This is a genomic window from Pseudomonas sp. Z5-35 (assembly GCF_051131945.1).
Classification (GTDB): Bacteria; Pseudomonadota; Gammaproteobacteria; order Pseudomonadales; family Pseudomonadaceae; genus Aquipseudomonas; species Aquipseudomonas marvdashtae.
In genome coordinates this window covers 641,501-647,500 of record NZ_CP071640.1, presented here as the reverse complement: position 1 = coordinate 647,500, position 6,000 = coordinate 641,501, and the positions used below count along the sequence as shown (strand labels likewise).

Sequence of the window (6,000 nt, the reverse complement as noted above, 5' to 3'; positions counted from 1 at the left end):
AGCGCCTTGTGTATCTGTCAAGCGGTTATTTTTAGAAGTTTTCAAAGTTTCCTTATCAACTTCAACCACTTGCGCTTCCGATCTCTCGTTAGCGGGAGGCGAATTCTACAGCGTTAGTCGCTGCTGTCAACACCTCTTTTTCTCCGCTTTCGACCGAGAAGATCGAACCGCCGATAGAGCCAAACAACGCCGCCCTACCCGCTCCTTCCGTGCCTCGATGAACTGAAGCACGCTTACATCGAAACCTACTTAACTCGTTGAAACTCAAGGAGTTTTCCGTTTCGACTGCGCCGGAAGTGGGGCGAATTATAGACACCCACGATTTGCCGTCAACCGTTATTTCCAGCTTTATTCCGATTTAAGCGTAATGCGCGCAAAAGCCTTCTTGCCGGCTTGGCATACATGAGTGGAACCCAGCTCATATATATAGGTGCGATCCACAACCTCACCATCTATACGCACACCGCCCGAACCCAGGAGATCTCGCGCCACCGCCGCATTCTTGACCAAGCCCGCTTTATTAAGGACCGCAGCAATCGGCATAGCCTCGGTAGCAGTCAGTTCAATTTCAGGCAGATCATCCGGCAGCTCGCCATCCTTCATACGGTTACCCGCCGCCCGATGAGCATTGGCCGCTGCCTCCGCACCATGGAAACGCGCAACGATCTCTTCGGCCAGTTTGATCTTGATGTCTCGCGGATTAGTCCCTGCCTCTACATCGGCTTGGAACGCATCAATCTCTTCCATGGACCGGAAGCTCAACAGCTCGAAGTAACGCCACATCAGCGCATCGGGGATGGAAACCAGCTTGCTGTACATGACGCCCGGCGCTTCCTGGATACCTACGTAGTTACCCAAGGACTTGGACATCTTCTTCACGCCATCCAGGCCTTCGAGCAATGGCATGGTCAGGATGCACTGCGCTTCCTGACCATAACCGCGCTGCAGCTCACGCCCCATCAACAGGTTGAACTTCTGATCGGTACCGCCAAGCTCAACGTCCGCGCGCAATGCAACCGAGTCATAGCCCTGTACAAGCGGGTATAGGAACTCGTGAATGGCAATTGGCTGATTGGATTTATAGCGCTTGTCGAAATCATCGCGCTCGAGCATACGAGCCACGGTGTATTGGGACGTCAGGCGAATGAAATCCGCCGGCCCCATCTGATCCATCCAGGTGGAGTTGAAAGCCACTTCGGTCTTGGCCGGGTCAAGAATCTTGAAAACCTGGGTCTTATAGGTCTCGGCATTATCGAGAACCTGCTCACGGGTCAGCGGCGGGCGCGTGGCACTCTTCCCGCTTGGATCACCGATCATCCCGGTGAAATCACCTATAAGGAAGATGACTTGGTGCCCCAGCTCCTGGAACTGGCGCAGCTTATTAATAAGCACGGTATGACCCAGGTGCAGATCGGGTGCCGTCGGATCGAAACCAGCCTTGATGCGCAGCGGCTGCCCGCGCTTGAGCTTTTCGATCAGCTCGGACTCGACCAACAGTTCTTCCGCACCACGTTTGATCAGCGCTAGCTGCTCTTCAACCGACTTCATAACAGACCCGTAAGGCTCAGATTCAAAGGGCACCAACCATACAAGATCGCGCACCAAATACAAGGTTTGCCCGGCGCGCGGACGCCAATCCACAGAACAGAGCGTCCGCGGGCTTGCTTCGCAGGGGTTTTGGTTATATTTTATACAGTTATTTCATCTTCATCATGTCATTCATCTTTTCCAATTCATCTTTCAAAAGCCAAAATTACTTATGACCACAGAACCGTCTAAAGCGCCGCCGCTTTACCCAAAGACCCACCTGCTTGCCGCAAGTGGCATCGCAGCCCTCCTTAGCCTGGCGCTCCTGGTGTTTCCCTCCAGCGATGTTGAAGCCAAAAAGACGACTCTGAGTCTTGAACTGGAAAGCCCTGCTGAACAACTGACACAAGAACAAGACGCCGCCGAAACCGTTCAAGCCACAAACGAACCGGCCGCATCTCCTTTTGCACAGATTGAAAACAGCCCGGAAGACACCGCAGCGACCGCTGCCCAGGTAGAACCCCCTGTTGCGGAAGAAAAGAAAGGCCCCGATCATCGCGAAGTGATAGTTGCCAAGGGCGACACACTTTCCACCCTCTTCGAAAAGGTTGGCCTGCCCTCGACGTCGGTCCATGAAATTCTTGCCAGCGACAAGCAAGCCAAGCAGTTCACTCAACTGCAACGTGGCCAGAAACTCGAGTTCGAACTCAATCCAGACGGACAGCTGACCAACCTGCACACCAAGCTGAGCGATCTGGAAAGCATCACCCTGACCAAGAACGACAAGGGTTATGTATTCAACCGCGTCACCGCCAAGCCCACCGTTCGCTCAGCCTACGTCCACGGCGTCATCAACAGTTCGTTGTCCCAGTCCGCTGCGCGCGCAGGCCTTTCCCATAGCCTGACCATGGACATGGCCAGCGTATTTGGCTACGACATCGACTTCGCTCAGGACATTCGCCAGGGTGACGAATTCGACGTCATCTATGAGCAGAAAGTGGTCAATGGCAAGAGCGTCGGCAACGGCCCGATTCTTTCCGCGCGCTTCACCAACCGCGGCAAGACGTACACCGCAGTGCGCTACACCAACAAGCAAGGCAACAGCAGCTACTACACCGCCGACGGCAACAGCATGCGCAAGGCATTCATCCGTACACCGGTTGATTTCGCCCGCATCAGCTCCAGGTTTTCCGCCGGTCGCAAGCACCCGATCCTGAACAAGATTCGCGCCCACAAGGGTGTCGACTACGCCGCCCCACGTGGTACGCCAATCAAGGCAGCCGGTGACGGCAAGGTATTGCTGGCAGGACGTCGCGGTGGTTATGGCAACACCGTGATCATCCAACATGGCAATACCTACCGCACGCTGTACGGCCACATGCAGGGCTTCGCCAAAGGCGTGAAGACTGGCGGTAGCGTCAAGCAAGGCCAGGTGATCGGCTACATCGGGACCACCGGACTGTCCACCGGCCCGCACTTGCACTATGAGTTCCAGGTCAACGGCGTGCACGTCGATCCGCTGGGCCAGAAGTTGCCGATGGCCGATCCAATCGCCAAGGGCGAGCGCGTACGTTTCCTGGCTCAAAGCCAACCCTTGATGGCGCGCATGGATCAAGAGAAAGCCACCCTGCTGGCTTCGAGCAAGCGCTAAGCCATGGCGCTCTATATCGGTGTGATGTCCGGGACCAGCCTGGATGGCTTGGATATCGCACTGATCGAACTGACCCCGGCGATCAAATTGATCGCCACGCACTACATCCCCATGCCTGCCGTTCTGCGCGCTGAATTGCTCGGATTGTGCAGCAGCGGGTCCGATGAGATCGCCCGCTCCGCCATTGCCCAGCAAAACTGGGTAAAGCTGGCCGCACTGGGCATCCATACCCTGCTCAACGAACAGAAACTCAAGCCTAAAGACGTCACGGCGATTGGCAGCCACGGCCAGACCATCCGCCACGAACCGGCCCGCGGATTTACCGTGCAAATCGGCAATCCGGCATTGTTAAGCGAATTGACCGGCATCTCCGTGGTCAGCGATTTCCGCAGCCGCGATGTCGCCGCTGGCGGACAAGGCGCGCCATTGGTCCCTGCGTTTCACGAAGCATTGTTCGAAGAACGAGCCGGTAATCGCGCCGTACTCAATGTCGGCGGCTTCAGCAACCTCAGCCTGATAGAACCCGCAAAACCCGTGGCCGGTTTCGACTGCGGCCCGGGCAACGTGCTGCTCGATGCCTGGATACATCAACAACAAGGCGAACATTTTGATCGCGACGGCCAATGGGCTGCCAGCGGGAAAGTCGAGCCAGTTCTGCTCAAGGCTCTGCTCAGCGATCCTTTCTTCGTCACCAAGGGCCCGAAAAGTACCGGCCGCGAAGTATTCAACCTGCCGTGGCTGAGCCAGCATTTATCGCAGTTGCCAGCTTTCGCCCCGGAGGACGTACAGGCCACGCTGCTCGAACTGACGGCTTTGACCATCGTCGAATCGCTGCAACATGCCCAATCCAATACTCAGGAACTGCTGGTCTGCGGCGGCGGCGCGCACAACCGGACACTCATGAAACGCCTGGCTGAGCTGCTGCCGGATACCAAAGTCAGCAGTACGGCGGTGTACGGCGTGGACCCGGACTGGGTTGAAGCCATGGCTTTTGCCTGGCTCGCCCATTGCTGCCTTGAAGGCATCCCGGGCAACCGTCCAAGTGTCACCGGCGCCCGCGGCTTGCGTGTACTTGGCGCCATCTATCCGGCCTGAAATCAATAACGCCAGACAAAAAAACGCCGCAGGGCCGTAAGGCACTGCGGCGTTCTTATTGAAGCCCTCAGATCGAGAACGAAGAACCGCACCCACAAGTCGTGGTGGCGTTAGGGTTCTTGATCACGAAACGCGACCCTTCCAGACCTTCCTGATAATCCACCTCGGCACCTGCCAGGTACTGGAAGCTCATCGGATCGACCACCAGGCTGACGCCTTCGCGCTCGACGATGGTGTCGTCTTCGGCCACTTCTTCATCAAAAGTGAAGCCGTACTGGAAACCGGAACAACCGCCGCCCGTGACAAATACGCGCAGCTTCAAACGATCATTACCCTCTTCATCGACCAGGCTCTTCACCTTGTGCGCAGCACCGTGGGTGAATTGCAAAGCCGTGGGGGTGAAGGTTTCGACGCTCATGCTGAATATCTCCCGGCGTTTACGCCGCCATAATGCGTGATGGCGGGCATTATCCGCTTCTCCTACAAAATCGGTCAACTATTTGCGCAGCAGCTGCAAGCCGCAAGCTTTAAGCCATAAGCTCGTAGTTTACAGCCTGCAGCTCGTGATTTATGGCAGCATCCCCGCGTGGGACAGGCCCAGCCGCTCATCCAGCCCGAAGAGGATGTTCAGGTTCTGTACCGCTTGGCCGGAAGCACCCTTGACCAAGTTATCGATTACCGACAAGACCACGACCAAGTCGCCGTCCTGCGGGCGATGCACAGCGATCCGGCATACGTTCGCGCCGCGGACACTGCGGGTTTCCGGATGGCTGCCAGCCGGCATCACGTCGACAAATGGCTCATCGGCGTAACGCTTCTCGAACAACGCCTGCAGATCCACGGAGCGATCCGCCACGGTGGCGTAGAGGGTGGAATGGATACCACGGATCATGGGCGTCAGGTGCGGCACGAAAGTCAGGCCGACGTCCTTGCCTGCCGCGCGGCGCAACCCTTGGCGAATCTCCGGCAAGTGACGATGCCCTTTGACCGCGTAGGCCTTCATGCTCTCCGAGGTTTCGGAATACAACGAGCCAACGCTGGCACCTCGCCCGGCGCCGCTGACGCCCGACTTGCAGTCGGCGATCAGGCGCGAAGCATCGGCGAGACCGGCCTCCAGCAACGGCAGGAATCCCAACTGCGTCGCGGTCGGATAGCAACCCGGCACCGCGATCAGCCGTGCCTGCCTGATTTTTTCACGATTGACTTCCGGCAAGCCGTAGACCGCTTCATCAAGCAGTTCCGGCGCACCGTGAGGCTGGCCGTACCACTTGGCCCACTCGTCCGCGTCCTGCAGGCGAAAGTCCGCCGACAGATCGATGACCTTCGTCCCGGCGGCCAACAGTTCACCCGCCAGAGCGTGCGCAACGCCGTGAGGCGTAGCGAAAAACACCACATCGCAGGCGCCCAGGGTCTTGATGTCCGGAACGCTGAATGCCAGGCCATCGTAATGCCCTCGCAGGTTCGGGTACATATCGGCCACGGCCAGGCCGGCCTCGGATCGAGAGGTAATGACGACCACCTCAGCCTGCGGATGCTGTGCCAGCAGACGCAGCAGTTCGACACCGGTGTAACCCGTGCCGCCGACGATACCGACCTTGACCATAAACCTGCCCTCAACGAACCACTGGAAAGCCGTCGATGATAGGGGGCACGCGCTGCGGCGACAACCGCCAAGGTGACGTGTGGCCGCTACAACCTCTACTATCGGGGCTACCGTGAACCTGGGA

5 protein-coding genes are annotated in these 6,000 nt (G+C 57.6%); 2 read left to right on the top strand and 3 right to left on the bottom strand.

Annotated features, from left to right (window positions below; all coding sequences use genetic code 11):
• Positions 1-348: 348 nt before the first annotated feature.
• Positions 349-1,548, bottom strand: coding sequence for a tyrosine--tRNA ligase (gene tyrS, locus J3P95_RS03040; RefSeq protein ID WP_434578741.1), 1,200 nt, complete (start codon positions 1,546-1,548; stop codon positions 349-351).
• A gap of 211 nt (positions 1,549-1,759) precedes the next feature.
• Here tyrS and J3P95_RS03035 point away from each other — a divergent pair, with 211 nt between their 5' ends.
• Both J3P95_RS03035 and J3P95_RS03030 read left to right on the top strand, forming a co-directional pair.
• Complete coding sequence (locus J3P95_RS03035; RefSeq protein ID WP_434578743.1) at positions 1,760-3,178, top strand: peptidoglycan DD-metalloendopeptidase family protein; 1,419 nt, start codon at positions 1,760-1,762, stop codon at positions 3,176-3,178.
• Positions 3,179-3,181: 3 nt separating this feature from the next.
• The gene (locus tag J3P95_RS03030) at positions 3,182-4,273 is read left to right on the top strand and encodes an anhydro-N-acetylmuramic acid kinase (RefSeq protein ID WP_434626317.1); all 1,092 of its coding nucleotides are present in this window, start codon (positions 3,182-3,184) and stop codon (positions 4,271-4,273) included.
• Positions 4,274-4,340: 67 nt separating this feature from the next.
• Here J3P95_RS03030 and erpA read toward each other — a convergent pair whose 3' ends face one another.
• On the bottom strand, positions 4,341-4,691 hold the full coding sequence (erpA, locus tag J3P95_RS03025) for an iron-sulfur cluster insertion protein ErpA (RefSeq protein ID WP_003177727.1): 351 nt from the start codon (positions 4,689-4,691) through the stop codon (positions 4,341-4,343).
• Between the two features lie 150 nt (positions 4,692-4,841).
• Entirely contained in the window at positions 4,842-5,876 is a 1,035-nt protein-coding gene (gene argC, locus J3P95_RS03020; protein ID WP_047702261.1) for an N-acetyl-gamma-glutamyl-phosphate reductase, read from the bottom strand.
• Between the last annotated feature and the right edge of the window lie 124 nt (positions 5,877-6,000).